Origin of the sequence: Tepidicaulis sp. (genome assembly GCF_965222285.1) — a bacterium.
GTDB lineage: Bacteria > Pseudomonadota > Alphaproteobacteria > Parvibaculales > Parvibaculaceae > Tepidicaulis.
Genome location: NZ_OZ244942.1, coordinates 3,087,834 through 3,112,409, shown reverse-complemented (window position 1 = coordinate 3,112,409; position 24,576 = coordinate 3,087,834). Strand labels below are relative to the sequence as shown.

Annotated in this window: 30 protein-coding genes; 15 read left to right on the top strand and 15 right to left on the bottom strand. The window is 61.6% G+C overall.

Going from position 1 to position 24,576, the window contains the following annotated elements; all coding sequences use genetic code 11:
- Positions 1-97: 97 nt before the first annotated feature.
- Both ACOQOT_RS14850 and ACOQOT_RS14845 read left to right on the top strand, forming a co-directional pair.
- Positions 98-787 (top strand): glutathione S-transferase family protein, encoded by a 690-nt coding sequence (locus ACOQOT_RS14850; protein ID WP_420559970.1) that lies wholly within the window; start codon positions 98-100, stop codon positions 785-787.
- A 113-nt stretch (positions 788-900) separates the two neighbouring features.
- The gene (locus tag ACOQOT_RS14845; RefSeq protein ID WP_420559969.1) at positions 901-1,746 is read left to right on the top strand and encodes a 23S rRNA (adenine(2030)-N(6))-methyltransferase RlmJ; all 846 of its coding nucleotides are present in this window, start codon (positions 901-903) and stop codon (positions 1,744-1,746) included.
- A gap of 3 nt (positions 1,747-1,749) precedes the next feature.
- Here ACOQOT_RS14845 and ACOQOT_RS14840 read toward each other — a convergent pair whose 3' ends face one another.
- Positions 1,750-2,823, bottom strand: a complete 1,074-nt coding sequence (locus tag ACOQOT_RS14840; RefSeq protein ID WP_420559968.1) for a DUF2336 domain-containing protein — start codon at positions 2,821-2,823, stop codon at positions 1,750-1,752.
- A gap of 257 nt (positions 2,824-3,080) precedes the next feature.
- On the opposite strand from ACOQOT_RS14840, the gene ACOQOT_RS14835 reads away from it, so the two are divergent.
- The gene (locus ACOQOT_RS14835) at positions 3,081-3,353 is read left to right on the top strand and encodes a DUF2061 domain-containing protein (protein ID WP_420559967.1); all 273 of its coding nucleotides are present in this window, start codon (positions 3,081-3,083) and stop codon (positions 3,351-3,353) included.
- Positions 3,354-3,355: 2 nt separating this feature from the next.
- Here the strand turns inward: ACOQOT_RS14835 and ACOQOT_RS14830 are convergent, their stop codons facing one another.
- Positions 3,356-3,982 carry an NUDIX hydrolase gene (locus tag ACOQOT_RS14830; RefSeq protein WP_420559966.1) on the bottom strand — a complete coding sequence of 209 codons (627 nt, stop codon included), beginning with the start codon at positions 3,980-3,982 and terminating at the stop codon, positions 3,356-3,358.
- A 202-nt stretch (positions 3,983-4,184) separates the two neighbouring features.
- Here ACOQOT_RS14830 and ald point away from each other — a divergent pair, with 202 nt between their 5' ends.
- Positions 4,185-5,303: an alanine dehydrogenase gene (gene ald / locus ACOQOT_RS14825; RefSeq protein WP_420559965.1), complete on the top strand. Its 1,119-nt coding sequence runs from the start codon at positions 4,185-4,187 to the stop codon at positions 5,301-5,303.
- Positions 5,304-5,457: 154 nt separating this feature from the next.
- Positions 5,458-5,703, top strand: a complete 246-nt coding sequence (locus tag ACOQOT_RS14820; protein WP_420559964.1) for a hypothetical protein — start codon at positions 5,458-5,460, stop codon at positions 5,701-5,703.
- Positions 5,704-5,716: 13 nt separating this feature from the next.
- Here the strand turns inward: ACOQOT_RS14820 and ACOQOT_RS14815 are convergent, their stop codons facing one another.
- Positions 5,717-6,877: a serine hydrolase domain-containing protein gene (locus tag ACOQOT_RS14815; RefSeq protein WP_420559963.1), complete on the bottom strand. Its 1,161-nt coding sequence runs from the start codon at positions 6,875-6,877 to the stop codon at positions 5,717-5,719.
- A gap of 46 nt (positions 6,878-6,923) precedes the next feature.
- On the opposite strand from ACOQOT_RS14815, the gene ACOQOT_RS14810 reads away from it, so the two are divergent.
- The 3 genes from ACOQOT_RS14810 (at position 6,924) to ACOQOT_RS14800 (ending at position 8,195) form a co-directional block, all read left to right on the top strand.
- Positions 6,924-7,226 carry a hypothetical protein gene (locus ACOQOT_RS14810; RefSeq protein ID WP_420559962.1) on the top strand — a complete coding sequence of 101 codons (303 nt, stop codon included), beginning with the start codon at positions 6,924-6,926 and terminating at the stop codon, positions 7,224-7,226.
- A gap of 207 nt (positions 7,227-7,433) precedes the next feature.
- The gene (gene rpmF / locus ACOQOT_RS14805; RefSeq protein ID WP_420559961.1) at positions 7,434-7,619 is read left to right on the top strand and encodes a 50S ribosomal protein L32; all 186 of its coding nucleotides are present in this window, start codon (positions 7,434-7,436) and stop codon (positions 7,617-7,619) included.
- A gap of 186 nt (positions 7,620-7,805) precedes the next feature.
- Positions 7,806-8,195, top strand: a complete 390-nt coding sequence (locus tag ACOQOT_RS14800) for a hypothetical protein (RefSeq protein ID WP_420559960.1) — start codon at positions 7,806-7,808, stop codon at positions 8,193-8,195.
- 57 nt (positions 8,196-8,252) lie between these two features.
- Here ACOQOT_RS14800 and ACOQOT_RS14795 read toward each other — a convergent pair whose 3' ends face one another.
- From ACOQOT_RS14795 to ACOQOT_RS14780, 4 genes are all read right to left on the bottom strand, one after another.
- The gene (locus ACOQOT_RS14795) at positions 8,253-9,113 is read right to left on the bottom strand and encodes an aminotransferase class IV (RefSeq protein ID WP_420559959.1); all 861 of its coding nucleotides are present in this window, start codon (positions 9,111-9,113) and stop codon (positions 8,253-8,255) included.
- Positions 9,110-9,724 carry an anthranilate synthase component II gene (locus tag ACOQOT_RS14790; RefSeq protein ID WP_420559958.1) on the bottom strand — a complete coding sequence of 205 codons (615 nt, stop codon included), beginning with the start codon at positions 9,722-9,724 and terminating at the stop codon, positions 9,110-9,112. The genes ACOQOT_RS14795 and ACOQOT_RS14790 overlap by 4 nt, the downstream gene beginning before the upstream one ends.
- Positions 9,721-11,214 carry an aminodeoxychorismate synthase component I gene (gene pabB / locus ACOQOT_RS14785; protein WP_420559957.1) on the bottom strand — a complete coding sequence of 498 codons (1,494 nt, stop codon included), beginning with the start codon at positions 11,212-11,214 and terminating at the stop codon, positions 9,721-9,723. Before pabB ends, ACOQOT_RS14790 begins: the two co-directional genes overlap by 4 nt.
- A 109-nt stretch (positions 11,215-11,323) precedes the next feature.
- Positions 11,324-12,415, bottom strand: a complete 1,092-nt coding sequence (locus ACOQOT_RS14780) for an alpha/beta fold hydrolase (RefSeq protein WP_420559956.1) — start codon at positions 12,413-12,415, stop codon at positions 11,324-11,326.
- Positions 12,416-12,629: 214 nt separating this feature from the next.
- On the opposite strand from ACOQOT_RS14780, the gene ACOQOT_RS14775 reads away from it, so the two are divergent.
- From ACOQOT_RS14775 to ggt, 4 genes are read left to right on the top strand one after another with little or no spacing between them, the layout of a single operon-like run.
- Positions 12,630-13,430 carry an SDR family oxidoreductase gene (locus ACOQOT_RS14775; protein ID WP_420559955.1) on the top strand — a complete coding sequence of 267 codons (801 nt, stop codon included), beginning with the start codon at positions 12,630-12,632 and terminating at the stop codon, positions 13,428-13,430.
- Positions 13,431-13,464: 34 nt separating this feature from the next.
- Positions 13,465-14,283, top strand: a complete 819-nt coding sequence (locus ACOQOT_RS14770; protein ID WP_420559954.1) for an enoyl-CoA hydratase/isomerase family protein — start codon at positions 13,465-13,467, stop codon at positions 14,281-14,283.
- A 24-nt stretch (positions 14,284-14,307) separates the two neighbouring features.
- A complete protein-coding gene (locus ACOQOT_RS14765; RefSeq protein ID WP_420559953.1) occupies positions 14,308-14,667 on the top strand; it encodes a helix-turn-helix domain-containing protein in 360 nt (119 codons plus the stop codon).
- A 3-nt stretch (positions 14,668-14,670) separates the two neighbouring features.
- Positions 14,671-16,260 (top strand): gamma-glutamyltransferase, encoded by a 1,590-nt coding sequence (ggt, locus tag ACOQOT_RS14760; RefSeq protein WP_420559952.1) that lies wholly within the window; start codon positions 14,671-14,673, stop codon positions 16,258-16,260.
- Positions 16,261-16,276: 16 nt separating this feature from the next.
- On the opposite strand, the gene ACOQOT_RS14755 is transcribed toward ggt, so the two are convergent.
- The 6 genes from ACOQOT_RS14755 to gloB form a co-directional block, all read right to left on the bottom strand.
- Positions 16,277-16,510 carry a hypothetical protein gene (locus ACOQOT_RS14755; protein WP_420559951.1) on the bottom strand — a complete coding sequence of 78 codons (234 nt, stop codon included), beginning with the start codon at positions 16,508-16,510 and terminating at the stop codon, positions 16,277-16,279.
- A 230-nt stretch (positions 16,511-16,740) separates the two neighbouring features.
- Positions 16,741-17,400: a polyhydroxyalkanoate synthesis repressor PhaR gene (phaR, locus tag ACOQOT_RS14750; protein WP_420559950.1), complete on the bottom strand. Its 660-nt coding sequence runs from the start codon at positions 17,398-17,400 to the stop codon at positions 16,741-16,743.
- Between the two features lie 144 nt (positions 17,401-17,544).
- Positions 17,545-18,168: a DUF882 domain-containing protein gene (locus tag ACOQOT_RS14745; RefSeq protein WP_420559949.1), complete on the bottom strand. Its 624-nt coding sequence runs from the start codon at positions 18,166-18,168 to the stop codon at positions 17,545-17,547.
- A 59-nt stretch (positions 18,169-18,227) separates the two neighbouring features.
- Entirely contained in the window at positions 18,228-19,067 is an 840-nt protein-coding gene (locus ACOQOT_RS14740) for a polysaccharide deacetylase family protein (protein WP_420559948.1), read from the bottom strand.
- Positions 19,064-19,492 carry a cupin domain-containing protein gene (locus ACOQOT_RS14735; protein ID WP_420559947.1) on the bottom strand — a complete coding sequence of 143 codons (429 nt, stop codon included), beginning with the start codon at positions 19,490-19,492 and terminating at the stop codon, positions 19,064-19,066. The genes ACOQOT_RS14740 and ACOQOT_RS14735 overlap by 4 nt, the downstream gene beginning before the upstream one ends.
- Positions 19,493-19,529: 37 nt before the next feature.
- A complete protein-coding gene (gene gloB / locus ACOQOT_RS14730; protein WP_420559946.1) occupies positions 19,530-20,300 on the bottom strand; it encodes a hydroxyacylglutathione hydrolase in 771 nt (256 codons plus the stop codon).
- Positions 20,301-20,445: 145 nt separating this feature from the next.
- On the opposite strand from gloB, the gene ACOQOT_RS14725 reads away from it, so the two are divergent.
- Positions 20,446-21,198: a methyltransferase domain-containing protein gene (locus ACOQOT_RS14725; RefSeq protein ID WP_420559945.1), complete on the top strand. Its 753-nt coding sequence runs from the start codon at positions 20,446-20,448 to the stop codon at positions 21,196-21,198.
- Between the two features lie 27 nt (positions 21,199-21,225).
- Positions 21,226-21,570, top strand: coding sequence for a P-II family nitrogen regulator (locus ACOQOT_RS14720; RefSeq protein WP_420559944.1), 345 nt, complete (start codon positions 21,226-21,228; stop codon positions 21,568-21,570).
- 8 nt (positions 21,571-21,578) lie between these two features.
- On the opposite strand, the gene metW is transcribed toward ACOQOT_RS14720, so the two are convergent.
- Positions 21,579-22,199, bottom strand: coding sequence for a methionine biosynthesis protein MetW (gene metW / locus ACOQOT_RS14715; RefSeq protein ID WP_420559943.1), 621 nt, complete (start codon positions 22,197-22,199; stop codon positions 21,579-21,581).
- A gap of 19 nt (positions 22,200-22,218) precedes the next feature.
- Positions 22,219-23,409 (bottom strand): homoserine O-acetyltransferase MetX, encoded by a 1,191-nt coding sequence (gene metX, locus ACOQOT_RS14710; protein WP_420559942.1) that lies wholly within the window; start codon positions 23,407-23,409, stop codon positions 22,219-22,221.
- A gap of 279 nt (positions 23,410-23,688) precedes the next feature.
- On the opposite strand from metX, the gene pheA reads away from it, so the two are divergent.
- Positions 23,689-24,576, top strand: a complete 888-nt coding sequence (gene pheA, locus ACOQOT_RS14705) for a chorismate mutase (RefSeq protein ID WP_420559941.1) — start codon at positions 23,689-23,691, stop codon at positions 24,574-24,576.

The window sequence follows — 24,576 nt, the reverse complement described above, 5'->3', positions numbered from 1 at the left end:
ATCGACGGCACTTGCATAATCGGCGGGCATGGCAGGCGTGCTGTCTGCGGCCCGGCTTCAAAGAAAACCTGTTTTCGGGGAACTCAAGGAAAAACCCATGATCGATCTTTATACCGCCTCCACGCCCAATGGCTGGAAAGCTTCCGTGACGCTTGAAGAGCTCGGCCTGCCTTACGAGGTGAAAGCCATCGACATGCAGTCGGGCGAGCAGAAGCAGGACTGGTTCCTGAAAATCAACCCGAACGGGCGCATTCCGGCGATCATCGACCGTGATGAAGGCGATTTTGCGGTCTTCGAAAGCGGCGCGATCATGCTCTATCTCGCCGAAAAGACCGGCAAGCTCCTGCCCGCGGACGCTAAAGGCCGCTCGCAGGTGATTCAGTGGCTGATGTTCCAGATGGGCGGTATCGGCCCGATGATGGGGCAGGCCAATGTTTTCAACCGTTACTGGCCCGAAAAGATCCAGCCGGTTATCGATCGCTATCAAAACGAGTCCCGCCGCCTCTTTGAGGTGCTGGAGCGCCGTCTCGGCGAAAGCGAATGGCTGGCGGGCGATGATTACACGATCGCCGATATCGCCAATTGGTGCTGGGTGCGCACCCATGCCTGGTCGGGCGCGTCCGTCGAAGGGCTCGACCACCTGCAGCGCTGGATTGACAAGATCGCCGAGCGGCCCGCCGCGCAAAAAGGTGTCAAGGTGCCGGTCGATATCGACGCGATCCGCCAGGGCAACGGCAAAGAAGCGGAAGAGTTTGCCAAGCGCGCTCAGACGATGGTTCAGCGCTAGAGAGCTTGGGCAAGCGGCAGGATCCGCGCTGCATTGCCCGTTTATCTTCCCTGCTTTAACGGGTTAAAAGAGGGCGCCTTTACCGGGTGCCCTTTTTCGTTGGGAAGCTGTTCTTGAACTACCGCCATATCTATCATGCCGGCAATTTTGCCGATGTCCTCAAGCACAACGTGCTGACGCTGGTGCTTTCCTATCTCACGCAGAAGGACAAGCCGTTCTTCGTGCTCGACACCCATGCGGGCATAGGGCTTTACGATCTCTCGAGCGAGGAAGCGCAGAAGACGGGCGAGTTTCAGGGCGGCATTGCAAGGCTGTTTGCCGATCCGGCCTGCCCGGAGATTTTCCGGCCCTATCTTGAGAGAGTGCGCGCGCTGCAGCCGGAAGGGACGGGCGAGGGCGTGCGGATTTATCCCGGCTCGCCGTTCATCACCCGCGGCTTTTTGCGGGCAGGGGACGAGGCGAAGTTCTGCGAGCTGCATGAAAAGGACAAGGAGGTTTTGCTCTCCCGCTTTGAGGGGGACAAGCAGGCGCGGGTTTACGGGCTCGACGGCTATCTGGCGCTGAAATCCTTTTTGCCGCCGAAAGCGCGCCGCGGGCTCGTGCTGATCGATCCGCCGTTCGAAAAGCGCGATGAGTTTTTAGCGCTCACCGCGAATCTGAAAGAAGCGCTTTCCCGCTTTGCCACGGGCACCTACATGATCTGGTATCCGGTAAAGGAGCGCGGGCCTGTGGACCGGTTCGCCCGCGAGGCGGCGGCCCTTGCGCCCGGCAGCTGGCTGCGCGCCGAATTGATGATTTATGGAGAGGCGCGCGCGGACCGGCTCAATGGCTGCGGGCTTCTTATTCTCAACCCGCCTTACACGCTCAAAGCGCAGCTTGAAAAAGAAATCCTGCCTTACCTTGCGGCGCGGCTCGGCATTGCGCGGGCGCGCTTTCTTTTGGAAGCGGGCGGGGACTAGGCGTCAGCTTGCTTGCCTCAGCCGTGTGCGCACGGTGATGAAGCGCAGACCCCGCCGGGCCGTTTCACCGTCCAGCGCGCGGAATTCCTCCAGCCATTGTTCGGTAATGCTGTCTGGCAGTTTCAACCTTTCGCAGCGCGCCAGGCAGAGCGCGCGGTAGGTTTCGTCCTGCATGCCGAGGGCGCGGCACAAAAGCGCGGGCGCTTCGTTCGAGCCTTTCGCCAATATGTTGATGACAAATTTTTCCTCGATCCCGGCAACGCTCGCCAGCAGGTGCGCAAGCGCCAGCATCCAGTTTTTTTCACTATATTGGCGCACGATCGTGTCGAGAGAGCGCCGGCCTGCCTTGATTTCCTTGGCGGCAATTTTCGCGTGCAGCCGGCGGCGGCGATATTCGGGCGTGTTGCGTTTGGCGATCTGGGCGGCAATGGCCAGAAGATTCTTGGCCGCCTCCTCGCTTGCATTTGTCAGTTTTTCGAAAATCGCCCGGTGGCCTTCCGGCAGGACCGAGATGATATTGCTGAAGGCTTTGCCGCCCTGTTCTGCGCGCATCCAAAGCGCATTCCGCACAAGGGTGTCGTTCTCTGCCAGTTCGGTGAGGTGCTTGCCGCCCCATTCGGAAAATTCCGCATTGGTGTTCGCTGCAAGAGTTTGCTGTACGGGTGCCTCGCCCCTTTCAAGCAACACGTCCGTCAGCCCGCTTTCCAGATGGGCGCGCTGCGCAATCGCCTGCAAATGCGGCTGACCTTTTGCCTTGGCAAGTTCGATGAGATCGTCCGTCGTCAGCACCGGGGAATGCTGCAGCATGGGCGCGGCGATTTCCGCCTCGTCATGGGCAAGCTGCAGGGCAAGGCTGCGCGGGGTCTGGCAGAGCGGGGCAAGCTTTTGCGATGTCTCGCGGCGGCTTTCACGCTCGATCTGGTTGAGCAGGTTCGCCATGATCTCGCCGAAAAGCGCCAGCTCCCGGCTCGAATAGGTTTCGGCATTTTCGGTGAAGATATCCGCGACTTGCCCCATCAGTTCGCGGCGCTTGTCGCTGGAAGGTTCCTGGGCGAGGGCAATCAGACGCTGAAACACAGTGACACCTGCATTCTTTTATGACCCCACCCTCAAGATGGAGACTGCAGGCTCAGCCGTTCACGGATGTTTAAAATTTTAGGTAAAGCGCGGTTAAGGTAAGCGCCGCTTTAACGGGCCGGAGGGGCATCCCGCCGTTGCGGCAGGTTGCGCGGCCCCGCGCCGGCCCATCCCCTCGCAGGGCAAGGTTTCTTGTTGACAATGGTTCTCAAAAACTATATTTTGAAATCATTCTAATTCGCATCATGGAGTTTGCGATGAGAGACCTGATCAAAACCGCCACTTTCGCCGTCCTGCATTTCGGGGTGGGCTTCGGCGTGACTTTCGCGCTGACGGGTTCGGTGGCGATTGCCACGGGCGTCGCGCTGATCGAGCCGACGGTGAACACGCTGGTCTTTTATTTCCATGAAAAAGGCTGGAACGTTTTCTGGCCGGCAAGCGCGGCGGAAAAGGCCGTGCAAGCGGCAGCGCCTGAAAGTGCCCGCGCCCATAGTCATGGCTTCAGCCATATCGCCTTCAGCCCGCGCTGAGCTTATTTCCAAGCCCAGACCGGCTGCTCGTAATGGGCGACGCGGGTGACGCGCCCGTGCAGCGCCAGTTCCAGAAACTGATGCAGCACGGCGGCGGTGGGCGCGTGAATGTTGCTGTCTTCGAAATAAAGCCGGATCACGGGCCGCTCGCTTTCTGGGATGGTAATGAACTCGGGAGAGTCCGGCCTATCGAATGCTTCAAGCGCAATCGGATGAAGGGAGGCGACTTCCCCCGGATTGGGGCGCATCGCACCCGTCTCCTGCGCCCAGAAGACAAAAGGCGAGATGAGATAGCCGGAGCGGGTTTCATAATCATCGAGCCGGCCGAGGCAGTGCGCCTCTTCCAGATGCAGATTGACCTCCTCGCGCATTTCCCGCCGCGCCGCCTCGAGCGGGCTTTCGCCTTTGTCGATGCGCCCGCCCGGCAGCGCCCATTGCCCGGCATGAGAACTGAGGCGCGGCGCGCGCCGGGTGAGAAGAAGGCAGGCCCGGCCCGTCTCTGCTGGGTGGGAGAGAACCGTCAGACAGACCGCGGCATGTTTAAGATGTGGGGCATCTGCAAGCTGGTGCTGAAAGGCGCCGAGGCCCGTTGCCAGTCTGTTTTTGAGAGCGTCGTTGAATTCCGTCATCTTCTTCGTCCGCTGCGTATTTTTCGCGCGCCTTTATTTCGCTTATCATTTTAAACGCGGGAACAATCCGCCCGCCGGACCGCTCTTGGAGAGCGGGGTTTTTCGCGCCTAGACTTCCTTCATGTAAAGGGCGCGCGCGCCTTCCGGCTCCCGGCGCGGCCCCTCAAGCTTTCAAGAGCTCAAGCTTTAGGAGAATGAGGCCATGCGCATCGGTGTCCCCAAGGAAATCAAGGTTCACGAATACCGGGTCGGCATGACCCCGGCAAGCGTGCGTGAAGCGGTGGTGAACGGCCACGAAGTCGTGGTGCAGAAAGATGCGGGCACCGCGATCGGGCTCTTCGATGAGGCTTATGAGCAGGCGGGCGCAAAGATTGCCGCAAGCGCCGAGGAAGTGTTTGCCGAAGCCGACATGATCGTAAAGGTGAAAGAGCCCCAGCCTTCCGAAACGAAAATGCTGCGCGATGGGCAGATCCTTTTCACCTATCTCCACCTTGCCGCCGACCCCGATCAGACCCAGGCGCTGATCGATTCCGGCTGCGTCGCGATTGCCTATGAAACGGTGACGGACCGGCGCGGCGGCTTGCCGCTGCTTGCGCCGATGAGCGAGGTGGCCGGGCGCATGTCGATCCAGGCGGGCGCCCACTGCCTTGAAATGGAGCAGGGCGGGCGCGGCCAGCTTCTCGGCGGGGTGCCGGGCGTGCCGGCGGCGAAAGTCGTGGTGCTCGGCGGCGGCGTGGCCGGCACGAATGCCGCGCGCATGGCCATGGGGCTTGAAGCCCATGTCACGGTCATCGACATCAATCTGCACCGGCTTTACGAGCTCGATCTGCAATTCGGGCCGATGCTCAACACGATTTTCGGCACGGTGCAATCGATCGAGGAACATGTTTTGGGCGCTGATCTCGTCATCGGCGCGGTGCTGGTGCCGGGGGCGGCCGCGCCCAAGCTCGTGACCGAGGAGATGGTGCGCAAGATGAAGCGCGGCTCGGTGCTCGTCGATATTTCCATCGACCAGGGCGGCTGTTTCGAAACCTCCAAGGCCACCACCCATGCCGATCCCACTTTCATCAAGCATGACGTGGTGCATTACTGCGTGGCGAATATGCCGGGCGCGGTGGCGCGTACCTCCACCTTCGCGCTCAACAATGCGACGCTGCCTTTCACGCTGGCGCTGGCCAATAAAGGCTACCGCAAGGCGCTGCAGGACGATCCGCATCTTCTTGCCGGGCTCAATGTCCATCAGGGCGAGCTGACATACCGGGCCGTGGCAGAGGCGACGGGACACCGTTTCATGGAGCCGGCAAAGGCGGTAGCGGCGTAAGACCCGGCTGCTTTCAGGGTTAATATTTACTTAAAGAGAAGAAAACGCGCTGTGCGATTTGCAACAGCGCGTTTTGCATTTTAATAAATTGGTACCGATTGGCCGTTAGAGTGGCGGTAGAGATTGAGACGAAACCGCGACTCCGGGGGGACCCATGCGGAACCAGACGACGAAATTCATGCAGATCGTGACGGGCGCGGCGCTGGCCGGCCTTCTTGGCGCGGGCGCAGCGCTTGCCGCCGAAGACACGCTGAAATCCTATGACCGCGAGAGCATGCAGCGCCTCTTCGAACAAATGTCCGAAGGCGGCGCGGCCGGGATCAGCGAAGACGATCTTCTGGTGACCGGCACCGTGAAGTCCGACAAAAAGAACGACAAAAAAGAAGACGAGAAGCGCTAAGTTTCCGTCGGGCTCAGGGCGCAGCGCTCTCGGCCAGGTCGGCAATCAGATTGACCAGCGGCTCCGCATCGTCTTCATAGACGACACCCAGCATCACCAGCACCATGTCCTGGGTGGGAAAGATCGCCACAAGCTGGCCGCCGAAACCTCTCGCCATGAACACATCCGCAGGCAGCCGGTCCGAAAGGGCCGGCTTGCCTGTTTGAGGATCGGGCGCATTCAGCCAGAAATGAGCGCCATAAAGCCCGCCTGAATGGCGCGCGGGACGGCGGGCATGATCGGCCCAGCCTTCCGGCAAGAGCCTGTTGCCGTTCCACTTTCCATCGCGCAGATAAAGATAACCGAAACGCGCCCAGTCCCGCGCGGTCATATGCACGAAGGAAGAGCCGATAAGTGTGCCGCTCGCATCGAATTCAGGCACGGCGCTTTCAATGCCGATGGGCTTGAAAAGTTCTTCCTGCATAAAGGTGTTGAAGGCGGCGGCGTCTTGCGTGCCGGCTGCTTCTTTCAGGATGCGGGCGATAATATTGCTGGTGCCGCTCGAATAGGACCAGTGCGTGCCCGGCGCATGGGCGAGCGGCAGGCTGGCGGCATAATGGCCCATATCTTTTCGCCCGGAGCCGAAAAGCATTTGCAGGGCGTGGGATTTCGAGGGCGCTTCGTAATTTTCCAGGAACGTAAGACCGGATTGCATACGCAGCAGATCCTCGAGACGGATCCCGGCGCGCGCATCGCCGTCCCGGCGGTGCCATTCGGGCACGGGGGCGGGCGCGGTGATGTCGAGCTTGCCTTTCAGGCTCAAGATACCGGTCAGCGCATGGGTGATGCTTTTGGCCATGGACCAGGACTGAAAATGTGTCTTCCGGTCAAAGCCCGCGCGGTACCCCTCGCCGATGAGTTTGCCGCCGCGCACGACAAGAAGCGCGCGCACGCCTTTCAGATGCGGGTCGTCTTCATTGGTGAGCGTCTCGCGGATGCGGGTTTGAAGCGCTTCGGGTCCGGCTGCCTCCGGCCAGCCGCCATCCGGCCAGCGCGTCTCTTCCGGCTGAGCGGGGAGGGGGGCGAGTTCGGCCTGTGCCGGAAGGGTCAAAAGCGCCAGGCAGCATGCTGCAAGCAGGCTTTTCAGGGCCCCGTGTGGGAGCTTGGCGGAAGCGGCAATGGACAGAGCTGACACGGGCGGGTACTCCTAATCTTGGCCAAAGCAGCCTAAGGATGTGCCCGTGAATATCAAATATCTCGTTTCCGCGGTGGTGCTCGCCGTTCTGATCGCGCTGGTGCTGGGCCCCACCCGCCGCATGGCGGCGGACGCGGAAGTGGGCGCGCGGGCCGTCGCCAAAACCGCCTGTTCCTGCGTCTTTATTGCGGAGCGCCCCTTGGAAGAGTGCCGGAAGGACGATCCGCCCGGCTTCGAGCTGGTGCGGGCCTCGGTCGATGAAGACGAAAAGCGCATTTCCGCCTCCGTCTTCTGGCTGGTCCGGGCCGAGGCGCGCTACCGGGGCGCGGAGGGCTGTCTTTCGGATTGAAGAGCAGGCGGACTGAGGAGCGGCGAAAAGGGGAGCGCGGCGCGGTTTTTTGCCACGAGCCCATAGACGCGGGCCCCATTTGCCGCTATAACGCGCACCCAATGGGGCGCTGGCTCGGATTTGCCGCGCCCTGAATTATTTAAGTCCTTGAAAGATTTGACAGTTTCGAGCCGGGCCTGATGCCGGTGTTGAAACGGGAGCGATGAGATGGCTGTTCCCAAGCGGAAAACCACCCCTTCCAAGCGCGGCATGCGCCGTTCCGCCGATGCGCTTTCCGCGCCGGCCTATATGGAAGACAAGGAAACGGGCGAATTGCACCGTCCGCACCATATCGACCTGAAGACGGGCATGTATCGTGGCCGCCAGGTTCTGGAAGCCAAGGACGATATCTAAGTCCTTCGCCTCCCAGGTGATTTATTGAAAAGCGCCGGTTTTCCGGCGCTTTTTCTTTATTCCGGGCCTTATTTTCCGGCTCTTCCTGCCGTAAATCTGTCAACGACCTGAGTTTACATGGCCTTGACGGGCACTGCTTGCTACACTTTGGCCCTGGAGGCCGACCATTTGTAAGGGGGAACAAATATGGGCTCGATGCCGCTTATGGCCATTATCGTTATTGCCTATAACATCATCGCTTTTCTGACCGGACCCAGCCTCGATGCCGAGCTGTTCACCGTTGCGCTCATATCGGGCGCAAATTGGGGGGTTGCTGTCAGCGATGCGCTGCTTTCCGCCGGGCTGGTTCTCTTGTTTCTGGAACTTGTCAGCGCGACGCGCACCGGGACGACCTCGATCATCAATCACGCGCTTTCGCTGATCGTGCTGCTTGTCTGTCTGATCGAATTCATCGCACTGCCGGCCTTCGGCAATTCGACGTTCTTCCTGATCACGCTTCTGGTGCTGCTGGATGTGGTGGCGGGCTTCACCGTCACGATCACGACGGCGCGCCGCGACTTTTCCGTCGGCGAATAAGCACAGCCTTTGCGTTCAAAAGTTTGCAGACGGCGTCCCGGCAGCGGGGCGCCGTTTTCATTCGCCGCCGGGAAGTTCCTGTGCGGCTTCTTTTTCAAGAAGCGCCCTGTAGGCCGCCTCGAGCTGGCTCGTGAGGGCATGATCGGGCACAGGCTCGCCGTCGACTTTTCTGATGCGCTGCAGGCCGGCGAGTGAGTTCGTCAGAAATGCGCCGTCGCAGCTGCGCAAGGTATCAGCCTCGAGCGGGGCCTCGCGGCAGGTGAGCCCTTCTTCTTCGGCAAGGGCGATGATTTGCGCGCGGGTAATGCCCGGAAGAACGCCTTCATCCAGAGCGGGCGTGAAAAGCGCCGCACCCTTCCAGAGAAAGAGATTACCGATCGTGCCGCAGGCAAGCCGGCCTTTCGTATTCAGCATCAGCGCTTCGCCCGCGCCTTTTGCATTCGCCTCGCGCCGCGCCAGAATATTGTCGAGATAGGCGAGGGTCTTCATGCGCGTGGCGGGGGAGGTTTCGTTGCGCCGGATGGCGGCGGTGATGGCCGTTACGGTATCGGGCGCCTTGCCGAGCGGGGCGGCGGTAATGAGCAAGGTGGGATGCGGGTCTTCCGGCAAGGCGATGCCGCGCGCGCCCGGCCCCCGCGTCAGAGTGAGGCGCAGGCTCGCCTCGCCTTCATCCAATTTGTTGGCGGCAAGAAGCGCGCTCATGCCTTTGCGGATTTTCTTGCGGCTCGCCGGGATGGACAGGGCGAGCTCTTCGGCGCTCTGCTCCAGCCGGTCCATATGCGCATCAAAGAAAAGCGGGCGGCCTTCGCGCGCCAGCAAGGTTTCAAAGAGCCCGTCGGCCAGCAGAAAACCCCGGTCCGAGGGTTCGATGACCGGCATGCCGGAGCCGGTGAGCGCGCCGTTGAGCCAGACCGTCATGGGGCAAGCTCCTCGTGACGCAGGCTCGGTGCTTTCGATGGGTTGAGGCCTGAAGCAGCAAAGAAATTGGCGAGCAGCTTGTGGCCGAGCGGGGTGAGCACCGATTCGGGGTGAAACTGCAGGCCCGTTACGGGCAGGCTTTCATGGGCAAGGGCCATGATTTCTCCATCGTCTTCGGCGCGGGCGGTTTCTTGCAACACTCCCCCTTCCGGCAGATCGACGGCGAGGGAATGGTAGCGCGCCGCTTCAAAAGGATTGGGCAGGCCGGCAAAGACTAACGCGCCATTGTGACGGATGGGTGAGGCGCGTCCATGGCGCGGCGCGGCGCGGCGCACAATGCCGCCGAATGCCTGCGCGATGCATTGATGGCCAAGGCAGATGCCGAGAATGGGAAGCTGCGGGGCAAGGCGCCTGACCGCCTCGAGGCAAATGCCCGCTTCATCCGGCGTGCAGGGGCCGGGCGATAGGATAAGGGCGTCCGGGCGCATCGCTTCGATCTCGGCAATTGTCACCGCATCATTGCGCAGCACGCGGCGCTCATAGCCAAGCTCGCCTACATAGCGGGCAAGGTTGTGAACGAAGCTGTCGTAATTGTCGATGAGCAGGATCATGAGCGCCGCTTTGCTCCTCCGCGCTCTTTTGTGCGTTCTTCCGGGCGGATACCGAGCAGGGCGGCGCGCATGGCGCTCGCCTTGGCAAGGCTTTCTTCATATTCCTCCTGCGGATCGGAATCGGCCACGATACCGCCGCCTGCATTGAAACGTGCCTTGCCACCCGCAATGCTCATGGTGCGGATGGAAATATTCATGTCCATGCGACCGTCAAGGCCGAGATAGCCGAAGCTGCCGCAATAGATGCCGCGGGGGTTTTGCTCGAGTTCCGCGATTACTTCCATGGCGCGGATTTTGGGGGCGCCAGTGATCGAGCCGCCGGGAAAAGCCGCCATCAGAAGATCGAGCGCGGTTTTTCCCTCGCAAAGCTCGCCTTCCACGGTCGAGACGAGATGGTGGACATTCGCGTAGCTTTCCAGCGTGCAGAGCGCGGGCACGCGCACACTGCCGTCTTTGCAGACGCGAGAAAAATCATTGCGCATCAGATCGACGATCATGACGTTTTCCGCCCGGTCCTTGCCGCTTGCCTGAAGTTCGGCGGCAAGGGCGGCGTCTTCTTTCGCAGTTACCCCGCGCGGACGTGTGCCTTTGATGGGTTTCGTCTGCGCGGTTTTGCCGTCCGAGGAAAGAAAACGTTCAGGGGAAGAAGAAAGCAGCGCGCCTTCTTCCAGATTGAAGAATCCGGCAAAGGGGGCGGGCGAATGGGCGCGCAGGCGCCGGTAAAGGAGGAAGGGCGTTTCGTCGGGCGTCAGATCGCTTTCGAAGCGCTGGCTGAGATTGGCCTGAAAAATATCACCGGCATGGATATAGGCGATGACCTTGGCGATATCGGCTTTATAGGTATCCGGTGTTTTGAGCGCTCTGACGGAATGGGCAGGCTGCGGGCTGAGCGGCCAGTGCAAGGGAGTAAGTGCGGGATTGAGCGCGATGCGGGCGCGCCATTTGGCGGCGCGCGCTTCGGCCCGCGCGGCGCGGGCGGGCGGCTTTTCCTCGCCAAGCCCGGTCGAAATGAGAAAGAGCTTTCGGGTCTGATGATCGAAGGCAAGCACCACGTCATAAAGGCCGAGGGCGAGGGCAGGCAGCGGGTCTTTTGAAAGCGCAGGTAAGGTTTCAAGCGCGCGTGCCATTTCATAGCCGATCGTCCCGGCGAGCCCGCCGGTAAAGGGAATGGCGCGGGCGGCTTCCGGCAGGTCTTCTTTTTCAAGCCGGTGGCGGGAAAGGAGACGGGCGATGAGATCGAAGACGGGTTCATTGCTGGGCGACCCGTCCAGCAAGGCTCTGCCTTCCGGCTCCGCTTTCAGCGTGCAGACGGGATCGGCGGCAATGAAGCTCCAGCGGCCATGTAGTGCGGCGTCACGGCCCGGCCCGGCGGTGGCGCTGTCGAGGAAAAGCGCGAAAGGCTCATGGCCAAGCGGCGCGAAAAGCGCCAGCGGGTCCACCCAGCCCAGCTCCTCAAAAATCACGCCTTTGTCGCTGATGTCCTTGATCACGGTGCTTTGCCTTGAAACCTCTATGCCCCGCATAGATGGGCGCACAGGCCTCTTTCTTCCAGTTTCCCGGTTCTAGGCGTCTTCGCGGCGCGCGGCAAGCGGTCCGGTTTTATCCGTCCTTGGCAGGCAGCGCCGGGCTTTGCGGACCGGCGGCGGGCACATGACAGTCGCATTCGCGCGCTTCCATCCGTGCGGCGGGGCCGCGCGGTTTGGCGCCGATGCCGCCGGGGCTGAGCGCGACGTGATGGGCGCGGATATGCTCCAGAATGAGCGGGGTTACTTTTTCCGGTGCGCTATAGGTCAGGGAGTGATCCAGCTGCGGGAACGAAATCAGCTTTGTCTGCGGGGCAAGGCGGGTGAGCGCGGCAGAATGCGCGAAGGGCACTACCTCGTCCTTTTCGCCCCAGATGGCGAGCACCGGCACGCCGCTTTCACCCACACTGCGGAAAGCGCCCGGCGCGCCGTCCAGCATCGGGTAATGGCGCATGGTGGAAATCAGCGCATTCGTGTAGCCGCGATATTCCATCTGTTTGGCAAAGCGGGCGGTGAAGGCCTCGCCGCCTTCGCGGATTTTCTCTTCTTCCGCGAGCCTATTATAGAAAATTTCCTTGCCGAAAACGCGGCCGATCCAATCGCCGACGAGCGGCGCGCGCAGAAGGTTCACTGCGCCGGAAGGTTCGACGGCTTCCACCCCTGCAGGCGCGATGAGGGTGAGGCTGCGCACACGCTCCGGGTGACGGGCGGTGAAAAGCCCGGCGGCCGCTCCGCCCATGGAATAGCCGGCGAGATGGATTTTGCCTGCGATGTTCAGATGCGCGAGAAGATCGGTGATGAGGCGGTCCGTGCGCGCGGCGTCATAGGGCCCGTCCGGGCGGTCGGAAAAGCCGCGCCCGTAATTGTCGAAGGCAAGGACCCGGTAACCCGCCTCGGTCAGCGGTGCAAAATGCGCATCCCAGACGAAAGAGGGCACGGAAAAGCCATGCACGAGGAGGATGGTAGGCGCGCCTTCCGGCCCTTCCAGGCGGTAATGCACGGTGCCCTCGCTCAAGGGCGCAAAATCATGGGCAAGCCCGTCCGCCTTCAGCTGTGCGCGTTCGGCCCCGCTCAGCTCTTTTAAATCTTTGCCCGCCCACCAATAGGCGATGCCGGCCAGAAGAATAAGAAGCGCGAGAAGCACGATGGCTGATTTGAGACTCTTCATGGAAGCCGGCCTTGGATGTGGAACTGTTGGCGGGGAGAGTATGGCCGAAAGCCGCGATGAACCCAACTGGGAACCTGGCTACGAACCGGGCATTCCCCTGCGCCCCCTTGCGTCAAGCGGGCCGGGAACATCATGGCGGCTTGCAAGAGCGCTTCTTGCCCGGTTTAGTGCCTATAGATTTCAAAAAACAGCAGCTCAAAACGGGGAGAGACACATGGCCAGCATCATCAAGGAAAAGGCGCTTGAAGGCAAAGTCGCCTTCATCGCGGGCGCCTCAAGCGGCATCAATCTCGGCATTGCGCAGCATTTCGCCGAGCATGGGGCGAAAGTCGCCGTTATCTCGCGCAGTCACGAGAAAATTGTCGCCGCCGCCAAGACCATGACCGACAAGGGGCATGAGGCGATCGGCATGGCAGCGGATGTGCGCGATTTCGACAGCGTTGCCAAAGCCTATGAGGAAACGGTCAAACAGTTCGGCAAGATCGATATCGTTGTGTCCGGGGCGGCGGGTAATTTCGTGGCGCCCGCGCTCGGCATGTCCTCCAACGGTTTCAAAACCGTCGTCGATATCGATCTCATCGGCACGTTCAATGTATTGCGCGCCTCCTTCGAGCATTTGAACCGGCCAGGCGCCTCGCTCATTTCCATCACCGCGCCTCAGGCGGTGAACGCGATGATGTTCCAGTCGCATGTCTGCGCGGCGAAAGCGGGCATCAACATGCTCACCAAATGCCTTGCCATGGAATGGGGCCCGGCCGGCGTGCGCGTCAATGCGATCTCGCCCGGCCCCATTGCCGATACCGAAGGCATGGCGCGTCTTGCACCGACGCCTGAAATGGAAGAGGCGGTGAAATCGCGTCTCGCGCTGCGCGATTACGGCACGAAGACGGATATCGCGGAGACGGCGCTTTTCCTTTCCTCGGACAATGGCGCTTACATCACCGGCACGATCATCGATTGCGATGGCGGCTCGAAGCTCGGCGATGCAAGCGCGGATGCGCTGGCAGGCAACTAAGCTCGGCGCGGGCGCGAAGATCAGGGGAGGAGAGATGGCGTCTTACAAAATTCACCCGAAGGACTTTGAGTGCGTGCGCTATGAGGTGGCAGATCATATCGCAACGCTCACCATCGACCGGCCGGAGCGGCGCAATGCGCTCAACCGGCGCGCCTATGATGAGGTGGAAGCCGGCTTCCGCTTTGCAAGTCAGGATGAGGCGGCGCGCTGCCTCATCGTGACGGGCGCCGATCCCGCCTTTTGTTCCGGCGAGGATGTGAAGGAAATGATGACGGGCGAGCAGAAAGAAAAAAGCGTCGCCCGGCTGACCGCGGTGCGGCCCGAGCCGACGCCTGCCGCCGTCGCCGCGCTTGAATGCGAAAAGCCCGTCATCGCCGCCGTCAACGGCCCGGCCGTCGGCTGGGGCATGGAGCTCGCGCTTTTTGCCGATATGCGTATCGCCTCTGAAAAGGCCGCCTTCGGGGAAATTTTCATCAAGCGCGGGCTTATCTCCGATGTGGGCGGGCTGTGGCGTCTGCCCGCGCTGGTCGGCCCGCAAAAGGCGGCGGAACTGCTTTTCACCGGCGATGTCATCGATGCGGGCGAGGCGGAGCGGATCGGCCTCGTGCTGCGCACCGTGCCCCATGACGCGCTTTTGAGCGAGGCGCGGGCGCTGGCTGCGCGTATGGCGGTTAACGCGCCGCTTGCCTTGCGCTATATGAAGGAAGGACTTCGGCGCACGGCGTATGGCGAGCTGCGTGAGATCGGCGGCTGGGTGTCGCAAACGCTCGGCACGCTCTTCCAGAGCGAGGATCACCGGGAAGGTGTGGCAAGTTTTCTGGAAAAACGTGCGCCGCAATTCAAAGGCCGCTAAGGCGGCATAAGACAGGGTGCAAGGGTGGCGCTTTTCTTCGATCAGGACTGGTTCAACACGCGCTTGCGCGCGCTTGGCAAAAACCAGATGGACGTGGCCGCCGCGCTTGACCTGACCCCTTCTCAGGTAGCCGAAATCTGGAAAGATCAGCGCGAGCTGATGCCGCAGGAAGTGGCTCAGCTTGCCAAGTTCTTTGCCGTGCCTGCCGCCGAGATCGCCGACAGGGCGGGCGTGTCGACGCCGCTTCCGCAAGAAGCGCCCGAAGAAGGCGATATGGGCGCGGTAATGGAAAAGCTCGAGGAGCTTGGCGGGCGCATGACGCGTATCGAACGCGCCATCGTCGATTTGAAAGCCCTTATTCTCGATCTGTCCCGCAAGGAGTAAGTCATGCGCGATCTGCATTTCCCGGGCCGCTCGCCGGTCTATGCCGTGAACGGTCTCTGCGCCACCTCGCAGCCTTTGGCGGCGGAAGCGGCGATTGCGATCTTGCGCCAAGGGGGCAATGCGGTCGATGCGGCGATTGCCGCCTCCGCCGTGCTCTGCGTGATCGAGCCTTACAATACCGGGATCGGCGGGGACTGTTTCGCGCTTCTTTCCAAAAAAGGCGGCGGGGAGATTATCGGGCTGAACGGCTCGGGCCGCGCGCCGAAATCCCTTTCTTTTGAAAAGCTGCGCGCCAAGGGTGTCGAGCAGCTTTCGCTTAACAGCGTTCACTCCGTCACCATTCCAGGGGCAGTGGATGCCTGGGCGCGGCTTGTGGAAGATCATGGCACGATGGAGCTTGGCCGCCTTTTGGAGCCGGCCATTGCCTATGCCGAAGAAGGTTTTGCTGTTGCCCCGCGCATTGCCATGGAATGGCAGTTCCTGGAAGGGCATTTGGCTCATGATGCAGATGCGCCGCGCCAGCTGCTGATAGACGGCAAGGGCCCGCAGGCAGGCGATAAGTTCCGTCTGCCGGTGCTCGCCGAAACGCTGCGCCGGATCGCGAGAGAAGGCCGGGACGGGTTTTACAAGGGGCCGGTTGCCGAAGACATGGTCGCCAAGCTGCAGGCGCTCGGCGGATTTCACGAGTTGGAAGATTTCGCGGAAAACGCGCCCGAATATGTCACGCCCATCAAAACGTCGTACCGGGGCCGCGAGATCCATGAGATCCCGCCGAACGGGCAGGGCATCACCGCGCTGTTGATGCTGAATATTTTCTCACGGCTCGATATGGGCAGGCTCGATCCGCATGGGGCCGAGCGCTTCCATTATGAAATGGAAGCGGCGCGCCTTGCCTATGATATGCGCGATAAATATGTCGCCGATCCCGATTTCGGCGAAGTGCCGGTGGACCGGCTCCTGTCGGATGGGCTTGCGGGTGAGCTTGCCGCGCGGATTGATGCGAAGAGCCGCATTTCCGATCTCAGCACGCTGCGCGATCCACTGAACCGCGAGACGATCTATCTGACCGTGGTCGATAAGGACCTTAATGCGGTCTCCTTTATCAATTCGCTGTTCTTCGGTTTCGGCTCGGGCATTCTCGCGCCGGGTTCCGGCGTCATGTTCCAGAACCGGGGATCGGGCTTTGTCATGGAAGAGGGGCATTTGAACTGCGTTGCCGGCGGCAAGCGGCCCTTGCACACGATCATTCCGGCGATGATGAGCGAGAAGGGTAAGACGGTGATGCCGTTCGGCGTGATGGGCGGGGCCTATCAGGCCGTGGGTCATGCCCATGTCGTCACGAACATGCTCGATTACGGCATGGACGTGCAGGAAGCGCTGGACAGCCCGCGCGCTTTCCCCGGTGCAGAGGCGCTCGATATCGAAAAGGGGCTTTCGGCGGAAACCCGTAAAGGGCTCGAGGCGCGCGGCCACAAGCTGTCCGAGGCTTTCCTGCCCCATGGCGGCGGGCAGGCGATTTTCATCGATCATGCGCGCGGCACGATGATGGGCGGCTCCGACCCGCGCAAGGACGGCGCGGCGGTCGGCTATTAAGCCGGTTCCCGGGAAATTAAAGGTCTTTCAGGCGAATGCTGACGGGATAGGGCGAGAGCTCTTCGGCGCTGCGATAAGCACTGCCGGCATTTGCCTGTTTGCGGGCCGCCTCTTCCTGGCTGAGCGGGCGGGGCGAGTGCTGATCGACATATTGGGCAAGAAAGGGCGCGGAAGGACGGTTCGCCCGGCGCTGTGCGAGCGGGGCGTTTCTTCCTCGGCTGGCCGGGCGGCGTGGTGCAAGAATCTCCACCGGCTTATCCTCAGCACGTCCTGTTGCGCGCGCCTCACGTCTCCGCGCCGGTAAGGCGGGAAAGGCGCTCTGCGTTATGTGCGTTACCCTCGTCATGGTAATCCAGCCGCAAGAGTGCGGCCAGATTTTCCGTTCAGCTTTAATACAAAATCGCTGAATTTTGAGGGTTGGCGGGTCTAAATCTTAATGCTGTGGATCGTTCTGTGCCGAAATGAAACGCTTTGGGCGGGTCAGTCCTTCTCGGCGAGCTTCTTCAGCATGGACTGCATTTCCGCCATCTGCTTCTTGAGCTCATCGAGTTCGGCTTTTTCCTCGCCGGTTTTTTCCGGTTTTGCCGTCTCTGGCGGCGGGGCCGTCTCCGCGGCTTGTCGCGGCGCGGGCCGGTACTCGCTCCTATAATCGCCGCCGCTGCTGCGCCCGGCCCCGGCAAAGGGGGCGAACATGCGCATGAATGTGTCTTCGAAAAGCGACATGTTGCGGCGGATCTGTTCTTCCCACTGGTTCATGCGCTCCGGCCCGCCAAAGGCATCGGTGAAGCGCTCGCGCATACGGTCCTGCTCGCGCGAGAACGTATCCATCGACATATCGAGATAAGAGGGAACGAAGCTCTGCAGGCTGTCGCCGTAAAGCGTAATCAGATGCCGGAGGAACTTGATGGGCAGAAGGTTCTGGCCTTTCGCCTCCAGCTCGAAAATGATCTGTGTAAGGACGGAGCGGGTAATGTCGTCGCCGGTCTTGGCGTCATGCACGATGAATTCCTCACCGTCGCGCACCATCTGTGCCAGATCCTCGAGCGTCACATAGGAACTCGTCGCCGTGTTGTAGAGACGGCGGTTCGCGTATTTCTTGATTTTGATGACGTCTTTGTCCGTATCGTCCTGCTGTGCCACCTGACCCCCAGTTCACCTTGCCGGTAGCTGCATTGCAGCTCCGTTTTAGTCTTCATGTTTCTCTAGGTTTGGCGAATTGTCGCAAGGGCCTGTTGCAATGCGCAAGCTTTTTGTGCGTTGCAAGATGATAAGTCCGTGAGGAAATTAGCCTTTTGCCTTGGCTGCCGTTTCCGCATCGCTGCGGTCAAAGTCCGCGGCGCGCCCCTCCCGCGGTTTTTCCGGCCAGCGCCAAAGGTCTTTCGGGCCGACATCCACATGCACGAAGGGGCGTTTGGTGGGATAAAAGCCCGCGCCGCCGCGCCCCAATTTTTTCGCTACGAGAAAAAGCGCTTCGGGATCGCGGAAATCCTGCGTCAGGTCCATCGCCATGCCGCGCATATGGAAACTTGCTTCATCGACGCCTTCGCTCGTGGCCGCCAGCATGGCGTTGGTTTCCGGCGAGCGGTAGCCCGACATCGTGTAAAGCGGGTTGCGCGAGCGCGTGTGCCGGTCGATCTCCCACAGAAGATCGAGCAGGCGCACGTCCATCTCAAAACTTTCATGGGCGCGCAGATCGCGCATGAACCAGTTGATGCGGGGCAGGGCATCTTTGAGGTAAGCGCCGTCCGCCCAATAGGTGATGGTGAGCTTTTCGCCGGAATTGAGGCTCTGCATTTTCAGGGTGCGCTTGTAAGGCGCATCGGCGTGCACAAGGGCGGGCATGACAAGCGCGCTCGCGGCAGCGGCGGTACCCCATTGCAGTGCCTTGCGGCGGCTCACGTCACTCATGCTGCGGCGTTCTTTTTTCATGGGCAAACGTTAGTCAATCGCTGTTTCCGCCGCAAGAATTAGGGCTGCTCGGGGCGCAGCGTCCCCTCCGGCAGTCCGGCCAAAGTTTCGGAGCTCTTTTTCGGGCGCATATGAGCGGCGGTGAAACCGCGTTTTACAAGCTCGTCCAGGATCATCGGCAGGGCCGTGGCCGTGCGCGCTTTGGTGTCATGCATGATGACGATGCCCCGGCCAACGTATGAGGCGTTGCGCATGGTGCGCTTATAAACGCTCCAGGCGGAAATCCGCCGCCAATCGTCACTGCCGAAATCGCAGGAAAAGACCGCGATGTCTTGCGCCGCAAGCCAGGACTTTAACCGCGCGCTGTCATTCAGGCCCGGAAAGCGGAAGAAGGGGGCGAGCTCTGCCTCTTTCGTGTCTTCGGCTCCTTGCAGGGCGGCGGCAATCGCCTCCTGGCCGCGGGTGATCTGAGCGCGCGCATAAGATGGGGCGAAGCGGCGCAGATTGTTGGGGTGGGAATAGGTGTGGGTTGCGATCGTGTGGCCGCGCCGCCAGGCCTCGCGCACGAGTTCCGGATAGCGCTCGGCGCGCAGGCCGGTGAAGAAGAACGTTGCCTTGAGGCAGTGCCGGTCCAGCGTGTCGAGAATTTGCGGCGTGACCTCCGGGTCCGGCCCGTCATCGAAGGTGAAGAGAATTTCCTTCTCACCGAGATCGAGGCTGCGGGCATATTGCAGCGTGCCGTAAGCGCCGCCGCCTTGCGTGTCCACTTCGATAATACGGGCGGGGCCGAGCACATTCTGCGCGCCCGCGCCGGGACAGGGTGTTTGCGCATAAGCGGGCAGGCTCGCCAAAAGCGCGGCGCCAAAGGCGGCCAGAAGCGCGGTGATGGCGCGGTTCATTGGCCCGGCGCCCAGTCTTTGGCGGCAAGCTCGAAGCCGGCAAAGTCGAAACCGGGCGCGACGGTGCAGCCGACCAGCGTCCACTCGCCGCAGCTTTCCGCCGCCTGCCAGGCGTGAGCGGGCACCACATGCTGCGGGCGTTCGCCATGGACAAGGTCGTTGCCGAGCAGGAATTCAGAGGCAGGTTTCGCCTCCTCCTTGGCAACGCAAAGTCGGAGCGGGGCGCCTGCATACCAGTGCCAGATTTCGGTAGCGTCCACCTTATGCCAATGGGAGCGCTCGCCTTTGCGCAGGAGATAATAAATCGCGGTGGAATGGGCCCGCGCGCCGGCATCTCCCTCATCGCGGAAGACTTCCTTGAAGTGCCCGCCTTCCGGATGCGGCTCGAGGCCGAGCAGCAGGATGATTTCTTCCGATGACAGCATGAGTTCCCCTTCTCAGCCGCTTATTTCTCCTGCTCGCTTAGAAACTGTCCTTGCGGGCGCGGGTTTCGGCGAAGACATCGACTAGCGGCGCGCCGACAAGGTTCAGTGTTTTCTGCACATCCTCGCTCATCGGCCGCAAAAACGGGTTGGTCGCTTTTTCAAGGCCGATGGTGGTCGGCACGGTGGGTTTGCCTTCCGCGCGTTTCGCGTCGATCTCGCGGATACGCTCCTGCAGGGCTTTGTTCGCAGGCTCGATGGTTGCGGCAAAGCGGGCATTGGCCTGCGTATATTCATGGGCGCAGTACACCACCGTCTCATCCGGCAGACCCATCAGCTTTTGCAGCGACGTCCACATCTGCTCCGCCGTGCCCTCGAAGATGCGCCCGCAGCCCAGCGCGAAGAGCGCGTCGCCCACAAAGGCAATGCCGTCTTGCGGAAAATAATAAGCGATATGGCCGAGCGTGTGCCCGCCCACTTCCAGCACCTTAGCCTCGCGGCTGCCGAAGGGGCAGGTGTCCCCGTCGCCCAGCGCGGTGTCGATGCCGGGAATGCGCTGCGCTTCGCCCTTCGGGCCGATGATCGTGCAGCCGGTCTTTTCTTTCAGTTCCAGATTGCCGCCCGCATGATCGAAATGGTGATGGGTGTTGAGGATATGGGTGAGCGTCCAGCCCTTCTCTTCCAGTGCTTTCAGGATCGGAGCGACTTCCGGCGTGTCGATGGCGGCGGTCGCGCCCGTCTCCGGGTCGTGCAGCAGGTAGCCGTAATTATCGGAGAGGCACGGGAACTGGTGAACGATAAGCTTGGACATGAGGACCACCACTGGCTGAATGTTTGCTCCGGGCAGCCTAGCGCGTTGGGGGCGGGATTTGAACCGGCGCGTCCGCCGTGAAATAAGGAAGACGGGACGCAGAAAGCCCCTCCGCCTTTTCGCCGTTTCTGCTAGGCTTTCGCCCATGCATATGGATGTGGCCGATCTCAGGGATTTTTATGCCCGCCCCCTCGGGCGGATGACCCGCCGTCATTTGGGGCGGCGCATCCGTGAAATCTGGCCGGATTTGCATGGCATGGATGTGGCGGGCTTCGGCTATGCCACGCCTTATCTGCGGCTCTTTCTGGATGAAGCCGAGCGCGTGCTCGGGCTGATGCCCGCCCAGCAAGGGGTAATCTATTGGCCGAAGGAAGGGCCCAGCCGCACCGCGCTGGTCGAAGAGACCGATTGGCCGCTGCCCGATGACAGTATCGACCGGCTGCTGCTTGTTCACACGGTGGAAAGTTCCGAGCCGCTCGGCACCATGCTGCGCCAGGCCTGGCGGGTGCTCAAACCCGGCGGGCGGCTGCTTATCGTCGTGCCGAACCGGCGGGGCATCTGGGCGCGGCGGGAGACGACGCCGTTCGGCCATGGGCGCCCGTTTACCCGAGGCCAGCTTATCCGGCTCCTGCGCGATGCGATGTTCAGCCCGACCGACTGGTCGACGGCGCTGTTCTTTTTGCCTTTCGATTGGCGCCCGCTTTTGCGTTGGTCCTCGGCTTTCGAGCGGGGCGGGCGGGTCTTCGGCCAGCGCCTTGCCGGGGTCATGCTTGTGGAAGCGGCCAAACAGTTTTATGCAGGCACACCGGTGCCGGTACGCCGCGCATCCGCGCGGGCCGTATTGCCGGGCTTGCGGCCCGTGGCGGTGCCGCGCGCATCCGCTTCGTCCAATGATTGACGTTTGAAAAAGACGCAGGAGACCGACATGAAACTTGTAGTGGCCATCGTGAAACCTGCCATGACGAATGCCGTGATGGATGCACTGAGCGCCATCGGCGTGTCGGGCATGACGGTGACGGAAGTCAAAGGTCATGGGCGGCAGAAAGGTCAGACCGAGATTTACCGCGGCGCGGAATATCAGGTCACGCTGGTGCCGAAAGTCCGCTTCGACATCGCTGTGGGCGATGACATCGCCGACAAGGTGGTGGAAACGATCGGCAAGGCGGCGAAAACCGGCAAGATCGGCGACGGCAAGATTTTCGTGCTCGATCTGGAGCAGGCCGTGCGTATCCGCACGGGCGAGCGTGATGCCGAAGCCGTGGTGACGTAAGGCGCTTCTTATTTCCGGTAAAGCAGGAAGACCGCTTGCTCGGCGCGCAAATTGGCGCGGGTGCCGGGATTATGCTCGGTCCAGCTCGTGTCGCCTGCCAGCATCAGCGCCTTTTCGATGGCAAGGTTCTCCGCCTCGCAGAGATCGAGAAAGTCGCGCACCGTGCAAAGGTGAATATTGGGCGTGTCGTACCATTCATCCGCCAGCGTGCGGGTGACCGGCATGCGGCCTGAGAGAAGAAGCTGCAAGCGGATTTTCCAATGGCCGAAATTCGGGAAGGAGACGACGACCCGCCGCCCGATCCGTTTCATCTGTCCCAGCACTTCACGCGGGTTGCGCGTTGCCTGAATGGTCTGGCTGAGAATGACGTAATCGAAACTGTCGTCGGGGTAATCCCCAAGATCGCGGTCCGCGTCCCCTTGCACGACAGAAAGGCCGCGCGCGACGCAGGCATTAACGCCCGCCTGGCTCAGTTCCACGCCGCGCCCATCCACGTTCTTGCGCTCGCGCAAAAGCTCCAGAAGCTCGCCTTCCCCGCAGCCTACATCGAGCACGCGCGCGCCCTCGCGCACCAGGTCGGCGACGGCGATAAGGTCGATACGGGGTTGATTGCTCGTGTCCAACGCCATGGCCTGCTTCCCTTTACCTTCAGGCCAGGCCGCGCTGACGCGCCGCAGAAGCGATGAAGCCGGACAATGTTTCGTTCATCACCGGCTCGTCCAGAAGGAAGGCGTCATGGCCCTTGTCGCTTTCGATTTCAACGAAGCTGACATTGGCGCCCGCGGCGATGAGCGCATGCACGATCTGTTTGTTATAGACGGTCGGATAGTGCCAGTCGCTCGTAAAGGAAACGACGCAGAAACGTGTCTTCGTTCCCTTGAAGGCGTTGGCGAGCACGCCGCCATGGGGCGCGGCGAGATCGAAATAATCCATCGCCCGGGTGATGTAGAGATAGGAGTTCGCATCGAAACGGTCGACGAAAGTCAGGCCCTGATGGCGCAGATAGCTTTCGATCTGAAAATCCGGCGCGCCGAAATCATAGGTCAGCGTGTCGCGGTCCTGCAGATTGCGGTCGAATTTGCGGAAGAGCGCGCCCTCGGAAAGGTAGGTGATATGCGCGGCCATGCGCGCAACGGAAAGCCCCTTGCGCGGGCGCGTGTCATGATCGTGGTAATTGCCGCCATGCCAATCGGGGTCGGCCATGATGGCCTGCCGTCCCACCTCGTGAAAGGCGATGTTCTGGGCCGAATGGCGCGCCGCCGTTGCCAGTGGAATGGCGCTGAAGACGCGTTCGGGATAGGCGCTTGCCCATTCGAGCACCTGCATGCCGCCCATGGAGCCTCCAATGGCGCAGAATAGCGTCTCGATGCCCAGATGGTCGAGCAGCATGGCCTGCGCGCGCACCATGTCGGCAATGGTGATGACCGGGAAGGAAAGCCCGTAGGGCTTACCGGTTGCCGGGTCGATACTGGCCGGGCCGGAGGAGCCGAGGCAGCCGCCGATCACGTTCGGGCAGATGACGAAATAGCGGTCCGTGTCGATGGGCCGGCCTGGCCCGACCATGCGCAGCCACCAGCCCGGTTTGCCGGTTTGCGGATGAGGATTGGCGACATGCTGGTCGCCGGTCAGCGCGTGGCAGATCAGAATGGCGTTGGACTTGTCGGCATTGAGCTCGCCATAGGTGTTATAGGCCAGCGTTACCGGGCTCAGATTCTCACCCGAATCCAGCCGGAGCGGTTTGTCCGGGCCGAACGTCACCGTCTCGAGGCGCGCTTCGGGCGCTTCAAGGGGCGGTTCTTGCGGCGTGGCGCCGGTATGTGCTCCCGCGGCTGCGGACATGGGCGGTTCTCAGCTCTGCTTTTTGCCTGAATTCAGGTCCGGCCCCGGATTTCCGGGCCGTCTTGCCCGGCCTGCGACTTTTGACCGGCAGGCAAAGGGCAGCTTGAATAAGCTCGTTAGATGGGGCAGGGGTGGCTGAAATGTCAATGTTTTCTTTGATTTTAGCCGTGTTCGTCCTTATGAATACCGCTCATTTTGCAGAGGCTGGGACAAGGGCCGCAGGGGGCGAAAAACCCCGCGCAAGCGCCCTGAGGAAGGCCCGCAAGGCGGGAAGCAGGCATGGCGGATCAGGATAGAGGCGAGGTCAAACCGCTCAGCGATGTGCGCCGCGAGATCGATGCGATCGACGCGCAGATGCACGACTTGCTGATGGAGCGCACCGAGCTCGTGCGGCAGGTGGCCGAAGCCAAGGCGCAAGCCGCGAGTGATGCGGGCGAGGGCAGTTTCATCGCCTTCCGGCCGGGCCGGGAAGCGGAAGTGCTGCGCGCCCTTGCCGCGCGCCATGAAGGCCCGTTGCCGCTGGCCGTCGTCTTCCGGCTTTGGCGGGAAATCATGTCGGCGAAAATCCGCCTGCAGGGTCCGCTCCGGGTGGAAGTTTTCGGCGGCAGCGATCCGCTGCGCCTCTGGGATCTGGCGCGCGGCTATTACGGTTCTTTCACGCCGATGAACCTGCGCGAGGAGGCGATGGACGTTTTGCGCCGGGTCTCCAAAGAGCGTTCGGTGATCGGCATTCTGCCCGCGCCCGAGCCGGGCAGCGATGCTTGGTGGGCGATGCTGGGGCGGGGCGACACGGCGCCGGTGCGCGTCGTTGCCTGCCTGCCGTTCCTCACCGAGCCCGGCATGATGCCGGAAGCCTATGCGGTGGCGCAGGCCGATTTCGAGGAAACGGGCGCCGATACGAGCCTCGCCGTGTTGAGCTTTTCCGAAGCGGTGAGTGCGGGCGCGGTGGAAACCTTGCTCGAAGAAGCGGGCCTGACGGGCAGCGTCTATCTGCGCACAGAACAAAACGGGCAATATTTTGCGTTGATTGGTCTCACCGGTTTCATCAGTGCCGGGGACGGGCGCCTTGAAACTCTCTATAACCGGGACGGCATCGACGGGGTGCAGCTGATCGGCGGACATGCCGATCCCGTGCGCCTTGCCGGCTGTCTTGAAAAAGGAGAGTAA